This window comes from Stappia stellulata (genome assembly GCF_020176715.1).
Lineage (GTDB): Bacteria > Pseudomonadota > Alphaproteobacteria > Rhizobiales > Stappiaceae > Stappia.
In genome coordinates, this window is record NZ_JAIVMF010000001.1 from 85,746 (window position 1) to 101,254 (window position 15,509).

Sequence of the window (15,509 nt, forward strand, 5' to 3'; positions counted from 1 at the left end):
CAGTGCCTTGCGCTAAACTTCCCTTCCGGAGTGCGCGCCCGTTTGCCTTTTGGTCGCGCCCTGCATTCCGCATCGGTCGTGAGCCGATGCGACAGCCGATACCATCAGAGCCGCCGATGCCCGAACCGACGCTGCCAAGACCCATCGCACCGGCCCCGCCACGGCGGCGCGCGCGCGGCTACAGCGCCTATCGCCCGATGAACGCGGGTCGGCTCCGCCTGCTCGGCATGGATTCCTCCGTCTGGCAACGCCACGCGAGCGGCTGGAGCGTCTGGACCCGGTTCGCCACCCTTCCGTTCCTGTTTCTGGCGATCTGGTCGCACGGCTGGTACGGCTGGCCGGTTGCAAGCGGGCTCGTCGTCGCCGTTTGCGTCTGGCTCTGGCTCAATCCGCGGATTTTCCCGCCGCCAAAACGCCTCGACAGTTGGCCTGCGCGCGCCACCTTCGGCGAACGGGTCTGGCTCAACCGCGGCGTCGTGCCGATCCCGTCCTCAGACAACCGTCAGGCCGTCGTCCTGTCGCTGGTCACGGGCACAGGTTTCTTCATTGGCATGTGGGGCGCGATCATGTTGCATGTGCCGGCGGTGATCGTGGGCACCCTGCTCACCTATGCCGGCAAGCTGGCCTTTCTAAAAGGCATGGCGCGGCTTTACGACAGGATGCGCGATGCGCATCCCGTCTATCGCTCCTGGACGGTCGTGCCGGAAAACGACAATCACCCGAACAGCGGCCTGCACAGCAAGACCGGATCGTGAAACGCAGGACGGGAGCGCTCCCCGCGCTTTGTCAGCCGTCCTTCGTGGCGCTTTGCGCCCCTTGCGCCGCCTGCTTTTCCATCCGCCGAACGTCCTGGTCGTAGCGCGGATCGAGCGTGCCGCAGAGGCGATCCCAGACGGAAAAGAAATTCGCGAAATTATAGCGGAAATGGGCGTGGTGCTGGTCGTGGAAGGTCACGCAGACCATTGGCGAGGGTCGACGCGACAGCGGCGAGGCGTAGAACTCGAAGCCGGAATGGCCGATCGTGCCGTTGAAGTGATCGACCAGCCGATGCACGATCAGGACCTCGACCGGGATCGGCAGGATGAACACCGCCCACAGGTAGTAGCTCTGCATGACGAAGGCATCGACAAGGCTGTCGCTATAGGTGCTCCACACCGTCGGCGCCACGGAGCGGTGATGCTCGGCATGGAACCGGTAGAGCCAGCGGGTGTGCATCAGCCGATGGCCCCAGTAGAACCAGGCATCGAAGGCGACGACGGACACGGCGAACATGAGGATCGCCGACCACCAGGTCAGCGGCAGCGGCTCGACGAAGGTCCATCCCTTGACGGACGCGAAGACGCCGCCGGCAAGGCACCCGGCCGTCACCGTCAGCGACAGCACGCTCTGGCGGATCTCCGTCCACATGCGTTTCTCGCCACGGCGGTTTTGCTGGATCCGCCGTTCGGGGTGCCGGCTCTGGATCGCGACGAGCACGATCCCGGTCGCGAAATAGAGCGCGACATTGATGCCATAGGCACCCGCATAAAAGGGCAGAAACTCCAGCAGGACATCGAGCATCGCGGTTCAAGACCTCCCTGTCGTCATGCCCCTGCTTAGGGCCCCGGGACGCGCGGTGCAAGGCCGGCCGCAGCGCGTCACTGCATGCGGGTCAGCACCTTGTCGAAACGCTCCAGCGCCCAGTCGACATCGTTGCGGGTGAGCACGAGCGGCGGCGCGATGCGGATGGTGTGGTCGTGGGTGTCCTTGGCAAGGATCCCCTCCCCGCGCAGCGCCTCGCAATAGGCGCGCGCGCCACCGGCCTCCGGGTGAAGCTCCACCGCCAGCATCAGCCCGCGCCCGCGTACCTCGCGAATGGCATTGGAGCGGATGCGCGACAGGCCGTCCTTGAAATAGTCCCCGATCACGGCCGCGTTCTCGATCATGCCTTCCTCCACCAGCACCTTGAGCGCGGCGCGCGCCACCGCACAGGCCAGCGGATTGCCGCCAAAGGTGGATCCGTGTTCGCCGGGCTGCAACACGCCGAGCACCTCGGAGTTGGAAAGCACGGCGGAGACCGGATAGAAGCCGCCGGACAGTGCCTTGCCGACAAGTGTCACATCCGCCTCGATCCCTTCATGCTCCTCCGCCAGCAGCTTGCCGGTGCGGCCGAGCCCGGTCTGGATCTCGTCGAGAATGAGCGTCACATTGTTGGCGGTGCAGATCTCGCGCACCTTGGCGAAACAGCCCGCCGGCGGGATCAGGATGCCGGCTTCGCCCTGGATCGGCTCGACCAGAAAGCCGACGGTGTTCGGCGTGATCGCCGCTTCAAAGGCTTCGGCATCGCCGAAGGGCACGACGCGAAAGCCCGGAGCGAAGGGACCGAAACCGGTGCGCGCGGCCGGGTCGGTGGAGAAGCCGACAATGCCGAGCGTGCGACCGTGAAAATTGTTGTCGCAGACGATGATCTCGGCCTTGTTCTCCGGCACGCCCTTGACCTCATAGCCCCATTTGCGCACCGCCTTGACCGCGCTTTCCACCGCTTCCGCGCCGGAGTTCATCGGCAGGATCTTGTGTGCGCCGGTGAGCCGGGCGAGATCCTCGTAAAGCGGCGCGAGCTGGTCGTTGCGAAAGGCCCGCGAGGTCAGCGTCAGTTTCGAGGCCTGGGCGACCATCGCGTCGCGGATCACCGGATGGCAGTGCCCCTGGTTGACGGCGGAATAGGCCGCGAGGCAATCGAGATAGCGGTTGCCGTCGACATCGTAGAGCCAGACGCCCTCGCCCCGCGACAGCACCACGTCGATCGGCTTGTAGTTATGGGCGCCAAGCAGGTGTTCGGCGGCAATATAGTCTTCCGGCATGCGGCTCATGGGTCTCTCCGAACGGATCAGTCGTTGCAGTCAGGGTCGGAACGGCAGCGGTCAGGCGAAGGCTTGCGTCGGCCGATCCATCACATCCTGGCCGAAAAGGCTTGCGACCAGTTCGGCAAGCGCGATGGCACTGCGGCCGCGCTCGTCGAGGAAGGGGTTCAGCTCGACCACATCCAGCGACACGGTGACGCCGGCATCCTCCAGAAGCTCCATCACCAGATGCGCCTCGCGATAGGTGGCACCGCCGGGAACGGTGGTTCCGACCCCCGGCGCGATGTCGGGATCGAGGAAATCGACATCAAGCGACACATGAAGAACGCCGTTTTCCGATTTGACTTTGTTGAGGAATTCCCGCATAAGGACCGACACACCATTCTCGTCGATCTGGCGCATGTCGCAGACTGTGACGCCGCGCTCGCGCAACAGGCGGCGCTCGCCCGGATCGATCGACCGGGCACCGAAAACACACATGCGCTCCGGCGCAACGGTGGCCCGCGGCGTATCGCCCATGACCGGTGCCAGCGACGGTTCGCCGGCGGCAAGCGCAAGCGACATGCCGTGCATGTTGCCGGACGGCGAGGTCTCGGGCGTGTTGAAATCGGCATGGGCATCGAGCCAGAGCACGAACAGCGGCCGACCCTCCTCCTGCCAGTGCCGCGCGACACCGCTCACCGAGCCCATCGACAGGGAATGATCGCCGCCGAGAAAGATCGGCAGCTTGCCGCCGGCGGATATTTCATAGGCGCGGTCGCACAGGGGGCGGACCCAGGCGGCAACCGTGTCCGGCAGATGAGCCGCGCCGTCGAGGTGGAGCGGGGCGACCGTGGTCTTGTCGAGCGGCGCGAGATCGCCGAGATCCTCGACCTGCCAGCCGAGCGCGGACAAGCGCCCCTCCAGATCGGCGACACGCAGGGCCGCCGGCCCCATGGCCGCGCCGCGGCGTCCCGTTCCCGCCTCAAGCGGCACGCCCAAAAGGGCAATCGGCCGTTTCGATTCATTGAGCATCAACACACCTTTCCGTTCGCAGGTCGGCTGCGTGCACAGGGACCGCATGTCCCACGCGCGCCGAGCGAAGGGTAGCCGATGCAGAGGGTGCGCATCCGAGACGTTGACGGAAAGGCGATTTATTGTCACTTTCGAAGGCAATTCTTGCCAAAGTGGCAGATGCAATCGAGCATAGTGACGGATATGGACGATCTCGACCGCCGACTGATCGCGCTGCTGCGGCATGATGCCCGCCTGCCGGTTGCCTCGCTCGCCGCCGATCTCGGCGTATCGCGCGCCACGGTGAAAGCCCGGATCGACCGGCTCGTGGACAACGGGATCATTCAGGGGTTCACGGTGCGGCTGCGCAGCGCGGAGGCCGGCGGGCGTGTCCGCGCGATCATGATGATCGAGGTCGAGGGGCATCGCACCGACGCGATCCTGCGCCGGCTGCAGGGATTTCCGGAAGTGCGCGCGCTCTATTCCACCAACGGGCGCTGGGATGTGGTCGCGGAACTGGAGACCGACACGCTGGAAGCGTTCGACCGGCTGCTGTCGGGCGTGCGCACCATGGACGGCATCGCCAGTTCGGAGACCAGCATTCTGCTGTCCGCGCGCAAGGGCTGAGGCCGCTGCCCAAACGAAAACGGCCCACCGAGGGCGGGCCGTTCGAAAGTGCAACAAGCAGGCTGACGGATCAGCGCTTGGAGAACTGGAAGCTCCGGCGAGCCTTGCGGCGGCCGTACTTCTTGCGCTCCACGACGCGGCTGTCGCGCGTCAGGAAGCCTTCCTTCTTGAGCAGGCCGCGAAGCTCCGGCTCATAGTAGGTCAGCGCCTTGGAGATGCCGTGACGCACTGCACCGGCCTGGCCGGACAGGCCGCCGCCGGCGACCGTGGCGATCACGTCGTACTGGCCATCGCGATCAACGAGCACGATCGGCTGGCGCAGGATCATCTGCAGCACCGGACGTGCGAAGTACTCCGAGAAGTCCTTCTTGTTGATGATGATCTTGCCGGTGCCCGGCTTGATCCAGACGCGCGCGATGGCGTCCTTGCGCTTGCCGGTGGCATAGGCGCGGCCCAGCGAGTCAAGCTTCTGGACATGCACCGGGGCTTCCGCCTCGACAGTGCCGATGGCGCCGCCCAGGTCTTCGAGGGACTGAAGCTCAGCCATGATTACGCCCTCTTCCCGTCGTTCTTCGCATTCACGGACTTGAAGTCGACCGGAACCGGCGACTGTGCCTCATGCGGATGAGTGGAACCGGCGTAGATCCGGAGGTTCTTCAGCTGGGTGCGGCTCAGCGGCCCGCCCGGCATCATGCGCTTGACGGCCTGCTCGAGCACGCGCTCGGGGTGCTTGCCCTCGATGATCGCGCGAGCCGTGCGCTCCTTGATGCCACCCGGATATCCGGTGTGCCAGTAGTACTTCTTGTCCGTCAGCTTCTTGCCCGTCAGAACGGCCTTTTCGGCGTTGATGACGATGACATTGTCGCCGCAGTCAATGTGAGGCGTGAAGGTCGGCTTGGTCTTGCCGCGCAGCGTGTTGGCGATGAAGGCGGCCAGACGGCCGACAACAACGCCTTCGGCGTCGATCAAGATCCACTTCTTATCGACCTCGGCCGTTTTGGCGGAGTAGGTCTTCATGGGTGCGATCCGTGTTTGTCGCGGACCGGACAGCGCCTGATAACGGCGAAACCGGCCCGAATGCCATGCAAAACGGCCCCGAACCGGGACCGCGTGCTGTCGGAGGGTGTTTACGCCCGTCCGCGGAGACTGTCAATCTCCATAATTCGGCACGCACCCCAGAAAGCCACATAAAAACAATTAGTTAGAAAAACGGTATTATTTTACCACATGAAACAAGGGTGGTTTCGCCCTGACCGAAGCCCGAGTCCGTCAGCGTCAACCGGAGAAGATGCCCCCTGGACCCTCGGCGCAAGCGAATTGCGCGCCTTGGTTGCGCATGCTCATATGGCAATCCACGCGAATTTGAACATCCATCGCATCGAAGACATAGACGGTTTCCCTTCGCAGGATTTTTCAATGACAGACTACTCCTTCCCTTGTGCCTCGGCGCTGCGATTTCTCGCTGCGGCAGGTGTCGCGTTTTTCGCAATCGCCAACGACCTGAGACCGGCGGACGCCATGTCGGTCAAACGCATGTATGACCTCCATGCTCACAATTGGGCCTGTACATCCAAGAGCGCCTACGCTCAACACAGGCGCCGACTGTCGAGCGGGCGCGTCAGAACGGAGCTGGTGGGTGGCAAGGCCGTCTTGGTCGACGTTCGGGCGGGCAAGGTCCTTCCGTCGCCGGACTGCGTTCCCCTCCTGGGCAAAACGGCACGTGTCGTCGAGCGGACGATGTTCGCGGGCCAGTGGTGCGTGACAACCGAGCGCCACGGCCGTTGCCTGTGGATCGACAAGGCTAAGTTCAGGCGGTTGTACGCAGGTGCGGCGGACGGGGACGTCTACCGGAGGATCAGCATACGGGTCGTGAACCCGCGCCGAACTCGCTAGCGCGGCGGGATCGAGTAGGTTGCCGTGGCGTGGGCGACGGGATCGCCGCCGTCGGCACCGGTGATCGCGCATTCCACCACGGCGAGCCGCTTGCCGAGCTTCAGCAGCTTGCAGGTGGCGACGAGATCGCCCGGCTCGGGCTTGCGCAGAAAATTCATGTTGAGATTGGTGGTGACCGCGAGCGCCACCGGGCCGATATGGGCCAGGATCACCACATAGGCCGCGAGATCGACCAGCGTCATCATGGTCGGACCGGAGATCGTGCCACCGGGCCGCAAATGACGCTCCTGCGGCAAGACCGACATGACGGCGCAGCCTTCGCTCACCTCGCGGATCGCGTAGATCCGCCCGTCCGCATGAACCTGCGGAAACTCGCGGTCTATGAAGGCATCGAGTTCCGCTATCGTCATCACTGGCTGCAAGATACCGCCTCCCCCGAACTGATCTTCCCTTCTCGTTAACGGAAGGGCGGAGAGGCGACAAGTATCAAGACGTTGCGGTTCGTGCTTTCTGAGCGGTCGGCTTGTTGGTACAAAGGGGCCAATTCGCCTCGACAGGAGAGCCGCCATGGACAGCGCCACACCGCCGCCGCTTGTTGAAACCCGCGAGGGGGGCGTGCTGACCCTCACGATGAACCGGCCGGAGCGAAAGAATTCCCTCTCCGAAGAGATGATGGCCGCGCTCCAGGCAGCGCTCGACGCCGCCCGCGACGACGCGGACGCACGGGTGATCGTGCTGCGTTCCACCGGCAATGTCTTCTGCGCCGGACACGATCTCAAGGAAATGACGGCGGCCCGCGACCACGACGACCGCGGCCGAGCATACTATTCAGACGTCATGAACCGCTGTGCCACGCTGATGCAGACCATCGTCACCCACCCGCGCCCGGTGATCGCGCAGGTGGAGGGCATGGCGACCGCCGCCGGCCTGCAGCTCGTCGCCTCCTGCGATCTGGCAATCGCCGGCGAGGACGCGCGCTTCTGCACGCCGGGCGTCAACATCGGCCTGTTCTGTTCGACGCCGATGGTGGCGCTGTCGCGCAATGTCTCGCGCAAGCAGGCGATGGAAATGCTGCTCACCGGTGAGGTCATCGACGCCGGCACGGCGCGCGAGTTCGGCCTGGTCAACCGGGTCGTGCCGCAGGCCTATCTGGAACAGGTGGTCGCGAAATACGCCGAGACCATCGCCTCCAAGTCGCCGCTGACTCTGAAGATCGGCAAGGAAGCCTTCTACCGGCAGGCGGAAATGCCGCTCGACGAGGCCTATCGCCACTGTGCCCAGGTCATGGTCGACAACATGATGGCGCGCGACGCGGAGGAAGGCATCGGCGCCTTCATCGAAAAGCGCGCGCCCGTGTGGAGCGGGGAGTAGATCATGGCGAGAATTACGAGCTTTGAAAAAAAACATCGCGACCAGCTCACAACGCACGGCGGCATACCAGCAACCTATTTCGTTCAAAAATCTGAAGGACGCATCCTTATTCAAATAGATACTCACGGAAGTGAGCACCGAAAACTCGAAGGAAAAGTTAGCCAATCAATACAGCTCGACGACGTATCGGCAAGAGAGTTGCTTGGCATCCTCAAGTTTGAGCTGGATGAATGATGGTTTCCGCCCACGACCGCTATTCCGACGCCTTCATCCGCGACGTGCTGGACGGCACCAAGACCATCGCCATGGTCGGCGCCAGCGCCAACACCGTGCGGCCGTCCTATTTCGTGCTGAAATACATGCTCTCCAAGGGCTACCGCGTGTTCCCGATCAATCCGGGCCAGGCGGGCAAGGAGATCCTCGGCCAGACGGTCTACGGCTCGCTTGCCGATGTGCCCGAGCCGATCGACATGGTCGATATCTTCCGAAACTCGGAGGCGGCCCTCGGTGTCACGCAGGAGGCGCTCGTGCTTTCGCCGCTGCCGAAGGTGATCTGGATGCAGCTGTCCGTGCGCAACGACGAGGCGGCAAAGCTCGCAGAGCACGCCGGCCTCAAGGTGGTGATGGACCGCTGCCCCAAGATCGAATACGGACGGTTGTCGGGGGAAATCGGCTGGACGGGCGTCAATTCGCGCATGCTGTCCTCCAAGCGGCCGACGCTGAAGGCCGGGTTCCAGCATCGCGGCCTCGGTGGCAAGCCGACCGGCAGCTGACCTTCACAGACATCATTGCGGAAGAGCTCCGCCCGGAGGCACCGAGACAGACGCGTGCCGGAACGGTGGATCCCGACCGCGCGCGGGGTTTGCGGATTTGACGCAAGCCACGGGCGCCGTGCACTGTGTGGGTATGGTCCGGCCCGCCTTGCGGCCTGCCTTGAAACAATGAGTGTGAGATCCGTCGCGTGACGATTGTTTCCAAAAAGCCCCGCAAAGGGGCGCCGCCGGAGGGGGACCGCCCCCGCTCGAAGCGGGTTACCGACATCATCGGCTGGCGCGAATGGGTCGCGTTGCCGGACATCGGCATTCCGGAAATCAAGGCCAAGATCGACACCGGAGCACGCACATCGGCGCTTCATGCCGTCGACCAGGAGGTCTTCGAGCGCGACGGCCGTCCCTGGGTGCGGTTCCGCGTGCCCGCCTCGAACAAGCATCGCGACATTCCGGTGGAAGCCCCGCTGATCGACGAGCGCGACATCAAGAACACCAGCGGCATTCCCGAACGCCGGCGCATCATCCGCACGACGCTGCTGCTCGGACGACATCACTGGCGGATCGACATCTCGCTCGCCAATCGGGAACGGATGGAGTTCGACATCATTTTGGGTCGCACGGCGATCCGCAGCCGTGGCGTGCTCGTGCATCCCGGCAAATCCTTCGTTGCCGGCCCGCCACAGCCGCAAGTCTTGACCGGACGCGCTATTCCGCCCGCCGGTTTACCGGGAGACGTTCAATGAAAATCGTCATGATGGCCCGCAACCCGGACCTCTATTCGCACCGCAGACTGGTCGAGGCCGCGCAGGAACGCGGCCACGAGATCGACATCGTCAACACGCTGCGATGCTACATGAACATCGCCTCGCGACGGCCGGAGGTCTATTACAACGGCGAAAAACTGCCGCAGTACGACGCGGTGATCCCGCGCATCGGCGCCTCGGTCACTTTCTACGGTCTGGCGGTGCTGCGCCAGTTCGAGATGATGGGCGTGTTTCCGCTCAACGAATCCGTCGGCATCGGCCGCTCGCGCGACAAGCTGCGCTCCATGCAGCTGCTCGCCCGCGACGGCATCGGACTGCCGGTCACCACCTTCGCCCACGATCCGCGCCAGACGGAAGAGGTGCTGAAGCTCGCCGGCGGCGCGCCGCTGGTGATCAAGCTGCTGGAAGGCACGCAAGGCATCGGCGTGGTGCTTGCAGACACCGACCGGTCGGCGAAATCCGTGATCGAGGCGTTTCGCGGCGCGGGCGTCAACATTCTCGTGCAGGAGTTCATCAAGGAAGCCGGCGGCACCGACATTCGCGCGCTGGTCGTCGACGGCAAGGTGATTGCGGCGATGAAACGCACCGGCGCGGAAGGCGAGTTCCGCTCCAACCTGCACCGCGGCGGCAGCGCCCAGGCGATCCGCATCTCGCCGGAGGAACGCCAGACCGCGATCCGCGCGGCAAAGACGATGGGCCTGAACGTCTGCGGCGTCGACATGCTGCGCGCCAACCACGGCGCGGTGGTGATGGAGGTGAACTCCTCCCCCGGACTTGAGGGCGTCGAAAAGGCAACCGGCATCGATGTTGCCGGCAAGATCATCCAGTTCATCGAGAAAAGCGCCAAGCCGGGCAAGACACGCACGAAGGGCAAGGGGTGAACGCGGACAGCCGGAAACCGAAAAAACGCCCCGCATTCGAGATCGGCGAGTTCGTGATCGAAGCGGGGACGCGGCGCACAGTCGATTTGCCCGTCAGCGTGCTGTCGGACCACACGCCGGTCTCCATGTCCGTGCATGTCGTCCATGGCGCGCGGCCGGGGCCGACGCTCTTCGTTAGCGCGGCGGTGCATGGCGACGAGATCATCGGCGTGGAAATCGCGCGCCGGCTGCTGTCCGTCGACAGTCTCGACGGCCTGCGCGGCACGCTTCTCGTCATTCCGATCGTCAACACCTTCGGCTTTCACAGCCACTCGCGCTACCTGCCCGACCGGCGCGATCTCAACCGCAGCTTTCCCGGCAGCGCGCGCGGATCGCTCGCCGCGCGGCTGGCCCAGCTCTTCATGTCGGAGGTGGTGGCGCGCTCGAACTACGGCATCGACCTGCATTCCGCCGCGATCCACCGCACCAACCTGCCGCAAATCCGCGTGTCGCCCTCGCGCCCGGAAACGCTGGAGCTCGCGGAAGCCTTCGGCGCACCGGTGATGCTGGTCTCGTCGCTGCGCGAGGGATCGCTGCGCCAGGCCGCGCAAAAGCACGATGTCGACATCCTGCTCTACGAGGCTGGCGAAGGCCTGCGCTTCGACGAATTCGCGGCCCGGGTCGGGGTCAGCGGCATCCTGCGCGTCATGCGACGGCTCGGAATGGTCGGCCCCAGGGGCGTGACGCGGCCCAAGCACCGCTCGCTGCGCGGCGGGTCGAGCACCTGGCTGCGGGCGCCGGCGGGCGGTCTGCTGCGCGCCTTCAAGACCATCGGCGACAGCGTCCAGGAGGGCGACGTGCTGGGCATTGTCTCCGACCCGTTCGGCGAACGGGAACGCCCTGTCACCGCCACCTCCGGCGGACTGATCATCGGCCGGTCGAACCTGCCTGTGGTCAACGAGGGCGATGCGCTGTTTCACGTCATGCAGGTGGATACCGACCATGCCGAACCGGCACTTGCCGGGATGACCGCCGAGGTCGGGCGCGATCCGCTGTTCGACGAGGACGAGATCATCTGAGGCGTTGCGCGTTTGCCCGGATTGGCGATGCCATCGTCTCAAAATGCATGATGATGAAAGTATTTGATCCTAATCCCGCTGAGGAAAACGACCGCGCTTTGCTTTGACGCGCTCCCCCCCTTGCGCCAGTATGCCGCCGGCTTTCCGACATTGTCGATTGAGGAGAATTTCATGTCCGACCGCATTCCCGGTTTCTCGACGCTCGCCATTCACGCGGGCGCCCAGCCCGACCCCTCCACGGGCGCGCGGGTAACGCCGATCTACCAGACGACCTCTTTCGTGTTCGACGATGTCGATCATGCCGCCTCGCTGTTCGGCCTCCAGGCCTTCGGCAACATCTACACGCGCATCACCAACCCGACGACAGCGGTGCTGGAAGAGCGCGTCGCGGCCCTTGAGGGCGGCACGGCAGCGCTTGCGACGGCCTCCGGCCATTCCGCCCAGCTCCTGACCTTCCACGCGATGATGACGCCGGGCGACAATATCGTTGCCGGCAACAAGCTCTACGGCGGGTCGATCAACCAGCTGAACCATTCGTTCAAGAGCTTCGGCTGGGAAGTGCAGTGGGCCGACGCCACGGATCCGGCGAGCTTCGATGCGCTGATCAACGACAAGACCCGCGCGATTTTCATCGAGAGCCTCGCCAATCCCGGCGGCGTTGTCACCGACATCGCCGCGATCTCGGAAATCGCCCGCAAGCACAACATCCCGCTTGTCGTCGACAACACGATGGCGACGCCCTACCTGTGCCGACCGATCGAGCATGGCGCCGACATCGTGCTGCATTCGCTGACCAAGTTCATGGGCGGGCACGGCAATTCGATGGGCGGCATTCTGGTCGACGGTGGCACCTACGACTGGTCGTCGACCGAGAATTACCCGATGCTCTCCAAGCCGCGCCCGGAATACTCCGGCATGGTGCTGCACGAGACCTTCGGCAATTTCGCCTTCGCCATCGCCTGCCGCGTGCTTGGCCTGCGCGATCTCGGCCCGGCGATCTCGCCGATGAACTCCTTCATGCTGCTGACCGGGATCGAGACGCTGCCGCTGCGCATGCAGCGTCATTGCGACAACGCCCAGAAGGTGGCGGAATTCCTGGAAAGCCACGACAAGGTCGCCTGGGTGTCCTACGCCGGCCTGCCGAACGACCCCAACCACGAGCGGCAGCAGAAATACATGCCCAAGGGCGGCGGCGCGGTCTTCACCTTCGGCGTCAAGGGCGGCTATGAAGCTGGCGTTGCGGTGGTGACCAACTGCCAGATCCTGTCGCATCTCGCCAATATCGGCGACACGCGCTCGCTGATCATCCATCCGGCGTCGACCACCCACAAGCAGCTCACCGAAGAGCAGCGCGCGGCGGCGGGTGCGACCTCCGACGTGGTGCGGCTGTCGATCGGCCTGGAGGATGCGGAAGACATCATCGCGGATCTCGATCAGGCGCTCGCTGCCATCGACGGCTGAGCGGCACAAGCTTCGCCAAAAACTGAGACAGGCCGGGCAATGCCCGGCCTGTGAGAGTGATGACAAACCCTGAAGAATCGTCATCCCGGCCGAATGCAATGAGAGCCGGGATCGGGGAGGCACTGCCTGTCGGCTTCTTTTGGCTTGAAGTTATAGGCCTTTAGCTCTCCGATACCGGGTCGCGCTGACGCTTGCCCGGTATGACGCCTGGAGCAACTCCACCTTTGTCAGCAGTCTGACAGGCCGGGCAATGCCCGGCCTGTTTCGCATTCGGGTGGTAAAAGCGCCCTAGGCGGGGCGCGGGGCGAAGCGGGCGCGAGTCAAAAGCTCGATGCAGGCCGCGATCACGGCCACGATGAAGCCCTGGTGCGCCAGTGCGAGCCAGAAGGGCACGTGACCGAGCAGGGTCGCGATCCCGATCACCATCTGGACGGCAATGACGATGACAAGCACGGGTGCGACGGCGGCGAGATGCCGCGCGGCCGGATTGCGCATCACCGATACCCAAAGCCAGACGGCGGCGATGGCGAGCGCATAGGCGGTCATGCGGTGCTGGAACTGCACGGTCAGCACGCTCTCGAAATGGTTGAGCCACACCGGCGTCATCGTCCACAGGCCGGAAGGGATGAAGGCACCGTCCATCAACGGCCAGGTGTTGAAGGAAAGACCCGCTTTCAGCCCCGCCACAAGCCCGCCGAGAAAAATCTGCACGAAGAGCAGCGCGACGATCGCAGCCGCGGCGCCGGCATAGGGGCCGCTCGCTTGCGCACGCCTGGGAAGCGTCGCAGGGATCAGCGCGAGATAGCGCGCAAGGCCGTAGAGATAGGCGAAGATCAGGCAGGCAAGGGTCAGATGAGTGGCCAGCCGGTACTGGCTGACATCGACCCGGTCGACCAGACCCGAGGCGACCATCCACCAGCCGATCACGCCCTGCATGCCGCCGAGCGCGAATCCGCCGACGAGCCAGGGCAACAGACCGGGTTCGATCCGCCCGCGGACCCAGAACCAGACGAGCGGAACGAGAAAGGCCAGGCCGATCACCCGCCCGAGCAGCCGATGACCCCACTCCCACCAGTAGATGAACTGGAATTCGGCGAGCGACATGCCCTTGTTGACGAGCTGGTATTCCGGGATCTGGCGGTATTTCTCCAGCTCCTCCTCCCATTCCGCCACGGAGAGCGGCGGGATCACGCCGTGGATCGGCTCCCACTCGGTGATCGACAGGCCGGAATCGGTCAGCCGTGTCGCGCCGCCAACCACGATCATCGCGAAGATCAGCAGGCACACCGCATAGAGCCAGATGCGGATGGCGCGGCGGTCGCGCGCGATCTTTTCGCTGGAAGGATCGGCGTGAAGGGAGGTATCGAAGGGAACGTCGCTCATGCTTTGGTTGCTCGCAGGGGAAAACGGGTCGCCCGGCGGAGTGATCACCGGAACACTAAGGTCGGTTATAGGCGGCGTGAGCGGTTTGCAAGGGCTTGACGAATGCCCGCGATGTGACACATCCCCACGCCAGACGCCCCGCAACGGAGAACTCGATGCCCCCTCGCCTGCGCAAATTCATTGGAATGGTCATGCTCGTGGTCTTCGTGATCGTCTACGCCTTCGTGGCGATGGTGATCGGCGACATGACCATGCAGAACCGGCCGACGGGCGTGCAGTTTCTCTATTTCGCTGTCGCCGGCCTCGTGTGGACGATCCCGGCAGGGGCAATCATGTGGTGGATGGACAAACCGGAACGGATGCAGGCAAGGGCAAGGGCCGAAGCCGAGGCGCTCACGCGCAGGAGCGACGCGGAATGACACCGTCGCGGATCTTGCGCAGGGTGTTGTAGATCGGGAACGGCGCGCCGTTGAGGTATTGCGAGACGATCACATCGTCCTGAAAATAGCCGTTGAGCGACACCCGCGGCATGGCAAAGCGATCCGAGGTCCCGTCGAGCATCCCCGGATGCGTGGTGAAGGCCGCGCGAAAGCCGAACTGCGAGACGACCTCGAGCGACTGGTGATTGACCGCCGCCTCAAAGCCGTATGGGTAGGCGAAAACCTGCGGCGACACGCCAAGTTCGCTGGCGAGCCGGTCCATGCCGGCGGCGATGTCCTCCTGCATGCGAGCGCGGGTCAGGCGCGCCAGCGCGAAATGATTGTGCGTATGCGCACCGACCGTGAACAGCGGATCCTGGCACAGCGTCCGCAATTCGTTCCAGTCCAGAATGAGCTCATCCGCCAGGGCGGCGAGATCCAGACCGTGGATTCCCGCCAGCCGGCGCAACTCCACGCGCTGAGAGTCCTCGCCCAGCTCCTGGGTAAACCAGTGCAGCAGCCGGTCGTAGATGCGGACCTTGCGCTCGCTGGTGCTGGCATCCAGGGTTCGCATGCGCTCGCCGATCGGCGTTTCGATGGACTGAGCGCCGCGCACGATCCGCTCCAGCGCCTCCCACCAGATCTCGCTGCTGCGATCGACAAAGCCAGAGGTCACAAAGATCGTGAAGGGCACCTCGTGCTTGCGCAGCACCGGATAGGCATGGATCAGATTGTCCCGGTAGCCGTCATCGAAGGTGAAGGCGCACACGCGCGGCCCGTCGGGATCGCCGTTCTGCGCATGGTCGAGGGCCTCCGTCAGCGACACGATGCGCAAACCCGCCGCGCGGGCCTGAAGGATGGTGTGTTCGAGAAAGTCCGGCGTTACGGTAAGATGGCGATTGGGCGCAAACCCTTGAGTTCCGGCGTCCGGGCGTACACTGTGCAAGGTGAACACAAGCCCGCGCCGGCCGGTGATCGGCGCCAGCAGCCGGCCCAGCCCGCTTGCGTGCAGGAGCCGGCATCCCGTTGCCAACATTTGCCGCCGCATG

The 15,509-nt window shown here is 64.4% G+C and carries 19 protein-coding genes; 11 read left to right on the forward strand and 8 right to left on the reverse strand.

The window, feature by feature from the left end; translation table 11 throughout:
- Window positions 1–116 precede the first annotated feature (116 nt).
- Window positions 117–755, forward strand: coding sequence for a DUF6653 family protein (locus LC092_RS00405; protein WP_224803946.1), 639 nt, complete (start codon window positions 117–119; stop codon window positions 753–755).
- Window positions 756–786: 31 nt separating this feature from the next.
- Here the strand turns inward: LC092_RS00405 and LC092_RS00410 are convergent, their stop codons facing one another.
- From LC092_RS00410 to rocF, 3 genes are all read right to left on the reverse strand, one after another.
- Window positions 787–1,560 carry a sterol desaturase family protein gene (locus LC092_RS00410; RefSeq protein ID WP_224803948.1) on the reverse strand — a complete coding sequence of 258 codons (774 nt, stop codon included), beginning with the start codon at window positions 1,558–1,560 and terminating at the stop codon, window positions 787–789.
- 77 nt (window positions 1,561–1,637) lie between these two features.
- Window positions 1,638–2,849 (reverse strand): ornithine--oxo-acid transaminase, encoded by a 1,212-nt coding sequence (gene rocD, locus LC092_RS00415; protein WP_412103497.1) that lies wholly within the window; start codon window positions 2,847–2,849, stop codon window positions 1,638–1,640.
- 51 nt (window positions 2,850–2,900) lie between these two features.
- Window positions 2,901–3,854 (reverse strand): arginase, encoded by a 954-nt coding sequence (gene rocF / locus LC092_RS00420; RefSeq protein ID WP_224803950.1) that lies wholly within the window; start codon window positions 3,852–3,854, stop codon window positions 2,901–2,903.
- A 159-nt stretch (window positions 3,855–4,013) separates the two neighbouring features.
- Between rocF and LC092_RS00425 the strand changes: the two genes are divergently transcribed.
- Window positions 4,014–4,460: an Lrp/AsnC family transcriptional regulator gene (locus LC092_RS00425; RefSeq protein WP_224803952.1), complete on the forward strand. Its 447-nt coding sequence runs from the start codon at window positions 4,014–4,016 to the stop codon at window positions 4,458–4,460.
- 70 nt (window positions 4,461–4,530) lie between these two features.
- Here the strand turns inward: LC092_RS00425 and rpsI are convergent, their stop codons facing one another.
- Together rpsI and rplM are read right to left on the reverse strand one after the other, a co-directional pair.
- Window positions 4,531–5,007, reverse strand: a complete 477-nt coding sequence (rpsI, locus tag LC092_RS00430; protein WP_037544979.1) for a 30S ribosomal protein S9 — start codon at window positions 5,005–5,007, stop codon at window positions 4,531–4,533.
- 2 nt (window positions 5,008–5,009) lie between these two features.
- Window positions 5,010–5,477, reverse strand: a complete 468-nt coding sequence (gene rplM / locus LC092_RS00435; protein ID WP_224803954.1) for a 50S ribosomal protein L13 — start codon at window positions 5,475–5,477, stop codon at window positions 5,010–5,012.
- A gap of 327 nt (window positions 5,478–5,804) precedes the next feature.
- Here rplM and LC092_RS00440 point away from each other — a divergent pair, with 327 nt between their 5' ends.
- The gene (locus tag LC092_RS00440) at window positions 5,805–6,353 is read left to right on the forward strand and encodes a hypothetical protein (protein ID WP_224803956.1); all 549 of its coding nucleotides are present in this window, start codon (window positions 5,805–5,807) and stop codon (window positions 6,351–6,353) included.
- Here the strand turns inward: LC092_RS00440 and LC092_RS00445 are convergent.
- On the reverse strand, window positions 6,350–6,763 hold the full coding sequence (locus LC092_RS00445; RefSeq protein WP_224804888.1) for a PaaI family thioesterase: 414 nt from the start codon (window positions 6,761–6,763) through the stop codon (window positions 6,350–6,352). The genes LC092_RS00440 and LC092_RS00445 overlap by 4 nt on opposite strands.
- A 157-nt stretch (window positions 6,764–6,920) precedes the next feature.
- Here LC092_RS00445 and LC092_RS00450 point away from each other — a divergent pair, with 157 nt between their 5' ends.
- The 7 genes from LC092_RS00450 to LC092_RS00480 all read left to right on the forward strand — a co-directional run bounded on the left by LC092_RS00450 (window position 6,921) and on the right by LC092_RS00480 (window position 12,658).
- On the forward strand, window positions 6,921–7,724 hold the full coding sequence (locus LC092_RS00450; RefSeq protein WP_224803958.1) for an enoyl-CoA hydratase: 804 nt from the start codon (window positions 6,921–6,923) through the stop codon (window positions 7,722–7,724).
- A 3-nt stretch (window positions 7,725–7,727) separates the two neighbouring features.
- Window positions 7,728–7,958, forward strand: coding sequence for a methionyl-tRNA formyltransferase (locus LC092_RS00455; RefSeq protein ID WP_224803959.1), 231 nt, complete (start codon window positions 7,728–7,730; stop codon window positions 7,956–7,958).
- Window positions 7,955–8,497, forward strand: coding sequence for a CoA-binding protein (locus LC092_RS00460; protein WP_224803961.1), 543 nt, complete (start codon window positions 7,955–7,957; stop codon window positions 8,495–8,497). The genes LC092_RS00455 and LC092_RS00460 overlap by 4 nt, the downstream gene beginning before the upstream one ends.
- 188 nt (window positions 8,498–8,685) lie before the next feature.
- Window positions 8,686–9,237 (forward strand): ATP-dependent zinc protease, encoded by a 552-nt coding sequence (locus tag LC092_RS00465; protein WP_224803963.1) that lies wholly within the window; start codon window positions 8,686–8,688, stop codon window positions 9,235–9,237.
- Complete coding sequence (gene rimK / locus LC092_RS00470; RefSeq protein ID WP_224803965.1) at window positions 9,234–10,139, forward strand: 30S ribosomal protein S6--L-glutamate ligase; 906 nt, start codon at window positions 9,234–9,236, stop codon at window positions 10,137–10,139. Before LC092_RS00465 ends, rimK begins: the two co-directional genes overlap by 4 nt.
- Window positions 10,136–11,197, forward strand: coding sequence for a succinylglutamate desuccinylase/aspartoacylase family protein (locus LC092_RS00475; RefSeq protein ID WP_224803967.1), 1,062 nt, complete (start codon window positions 10,136–10,138; stop codon window positions 11,195–11,197). Before rimK ends, LC092_RS00475 begins: the two co-directional genes overlap by 4 nt.
- Before the next feature lie 171 nt (window positions 11,198–11,368).
- Window positions 11,369–12,658 (forward strand): O-acetylhomoserine aminocarboxypropyltransferase, encoded by a 1,290-nt coding sequence (locus LC092_RS00480; RefSeq protein ID WP_224803969.1) that lies wholly within the window; start codon window positions 11,369–11,371, stop codon window positions 12,656–12,658.
- A 288-nt stretch (window positions 12,659–12,946) separates the two neighbouring features.
- On the opposite strand, the gene LC092_RS00485 is transcribed toward LC092_RS00480, so the two are convergent.
- Entirely contained in the window at window positions 12,947–14,041 is a 1,095-nt protein-coding gene (locus tag LC092_RS00485) for a COX15/CtaA family protein (RefSeq protein ID WP_224803971.1), read from the reverse strand.
- A gap of 155 nt (window positions 14,042–14,196) precedes the next feature.
- Between LC092_RS00485 and LC092_RS00490 the strand changes: the two genes are divergently transcribed.
- Entirely contained in the window at window positions 14,197–14,460 is a 264-nt protein-coding gene (locus LC092_RS00490) for a DUF2842 domain-containing protein (RefSeq protein ID WP_224803973.1), read from the forward strand.
- Here the strand turns inward: LC092_RS00490 and LC092_RS00495 are convergent.
- Window positions 14,435–15,496 carry a polysaccharide deacetylase family protein gene (locus LC092_RS00495; protein ID WP_224803974.1) on the reverse strand — a complete coding sequence of 354 codons (1,062 nt, stop codon included), beginning with the start codon at window positions 15,494–15,496 and terminating at the stop codon, window positions 14,435–14,437. The genes LC092_RS00490 and LC092_RS00495 overlap by 26 nt on opposite strands.
- Between the last annotated feature and the right edge of the window lie 13 nt (window positions 15,497–15,509).

What these genes read in the sequence shown, in the direction of transcription:
- LC092_RS00495 (WP_224803974.1), bottom strand. Translation starts at nt 15,496, where the DNA reads ATGTTGGCAACGGGATGCCGGCTCCTGCACGCAAGCGGGCTGGGCCGG.
- LC092_RS00410 (WP_224803948.1), bottom strand. Translation starts at nt 1,560, where the DNA reads ATGCTCGATGTCCTGCTGGAGTTTCTGCCCTTTTATGCGGGTGCCTAT.
- LC092_RS00460 (WP_224803961.1), top strand. Translation starts at nt 7,955, where the DNA reads ATGATGGTTTCCGCCCACGACCGCTATTCCGACGCCTTCATCCGCGAC.
- rpsI (WP_037544979.1), bottom strand. Translation starts at nt 5,007, where the DNA reads ATGGCTGAGCTTCAGTCCCTCGAAGACCTGGGCGGCGCCATCGGCACT.
- LC092_RS00485 (WP_224803971.1), bottom strand. Translation starts at nt 14,041, where the DNA reads ATGAGCGACGTTCCCTTCGATACCTCCCTTCACGCCGATCCTTCCAGC.
- LC092_RS00405 (WP_224803946.1), top strand. Translation starts at nt 117, where the DNA reads ATGCCCGAACCGACGCTGCCAAGACCCATCGCACCGGCCCCGCCACGG.
- LC092_RS00455 (WP_224803959.1), top strand. Translation starts at nt 7,728, where the DNA reads ATGGCGAGAATTACGAGCTTTGAAAAAAAACATCGCGACCAGCTCACA.
- LC092_RS00490 (WP_224803973.1), top strand. Translation starts at nt 14,197, where the DNA reads ATGCCCCCTCGCCTGCGCAAATTCATTGGAATGGTCATGCTCGTGGTC.
- rplM (WP_224803954.1), bottom strand. Translation starts at nt 5,477, where the DNA reads ATGAAGACCTACTCCGCCAAAACGGCCGAGGTCGATAAGAAGTGGATC.
- LC092_RS00450 (WP_224803958.1), top strand. Translation starts at nt 6,921, where the DNA reads ATGGACAGCGCCACACCGCCGCCGCTTGTTGAAACCCGCGAGGGGGGC.
- rimK (WP_224803965.1), top strand. Translation starts at nt 9,234, where the DNA reads ATGAAAATCGTCATGATGGCCCGCAACCCGGACCTCTATTCGCACCGC.
- LC092_RS00425 (WP_224803952.1), top strand. Translation starts at nt 4,014, where the DNA reads ATGCAATCGAGCATAGTGACGGATATGGACGATCTCGACCGCCGACTG.
- rocD (WP_412103497.1), bottom strand. Translation starts at nt 2,849, where the DNA reads ATGAGCCGCATGCCGGAAGACTATATTGCCGCCGAACACCTGCTTGGC.
- rocF (WP_224803950.1), bottom strand. Translation starts at nt 3,854, where the DNA reads ATGCTCAATGAATCGAAACGGCCGATTGCCCTTTTGGGCGTGCCGCTT.
- LC092_RS00445 (WP_224804888.1), bottom strand. Translation starts at nt 6,763, where the DNA reads ATGACGATAGCGGAACTCGATGCCTTCATAGACCGCGAGTTTCCGCAG.
- LC092_RS00440 (WP_224803956.1), top strand. Translation starts at nt 5,805, where the DNA reads ATGGCAATCCACGCGAATTTGAACATCCATCGCATCGAAGACATAGAC.
- LC092_RS00480 (WP_224803969.1), top strand. Translation starts at nt 11,369, where the DNA reads ATGTCCGACCGCATTCCCGGTTTCTCGACGCTCGCCATTCACGCGGGC.